This window comes from Mesorhizobium sp. M4B.F.Ca.ET.089.01.1.1, from assembly GCF_004022605.1.
In the GTDB taxonomy this organism is placed as follows: Bacteria; Pseudomonadota; Alphaproteobacteria; order Rhizobiales; family Rhizobiaceae; genus Mesorhizobium; species Mesorhizobium abyssinicae.
On record NZ_RZOS01001124.1, the window covers coordinates 1 to 689 of the forward strand.

1 protein-coding gene is annotated in these 689 nt (G+C 57.6%); it reads left to right on the forward strand.

Annotated features, from left to right (window positions below; genetic code table 11):
- Positions 1–138 precede the first annotated feature (138 nt).
- The coding region (locus EN780_RS36385) for a LacI family DNA-binding transcriptional regulator (protein ID WP_133372961.1) at positions 139–689 on the forward strand (551 nt) is incomplete at its 3' end.

A 689-nucleotide genomic window follows, 5' to 3' on the forward strand; every position in this document is an offset into this window, starting at 1 on the left:
ACCCAGCACCCCCTTGTCAAGCGCCAATCTTGAAATATGAAAACGATTTCACCTGAAGCGCTTTATGACTTGTCAAGCCGGGCGAAGTCGAAGACAAAGGCTGAAGGTCGGTGAAACCAACGATCACGGTGGCGGCGTATGCCCGGTAAAAAGACGAAACAGTCAAAGCTCAAGAAACGAGCTGGCGTGTTCGATGTCGCCCGGGAGGCGGGCGTATCTGTCGCGACAGTGTCGAGAGCCTTCAACCTGCCCGATCTCGTCAGCGAGGATGTGCGCCGGCGTGTGCTGGCGATTTCGCAACGCCTCGGTTACGCCGCCAATCCTGCCGCCAAGGCGCTTCGGTCGCGTAAGACACACATTGTCGGGGCCGCCATTCCCACCCTCGACTACGCTATCTTTGCAAAGATGATCAATCACTTCCAGGATACGTTCGCTCAGCATGGCTACATCACGATTGTCGCCACGACAGGTTTCGAGCACGCCAACGTGTTCGAGAAGGTCAAGACGCTGGTCGATCGCGGCGCCGAAGCGCTGCTGCTGGTTGGGGCGATAGAGGATCCGGCACTGGTGCGCTACCTGAAGGAGCCGCATATACCGGTCGTCACGACCTACTCGTATATCCCCGAAGAGATCGTGCCCTGTATCGGCTTTGACAACTACGCCGCCACCCAGAGCGCGATGGAATACCT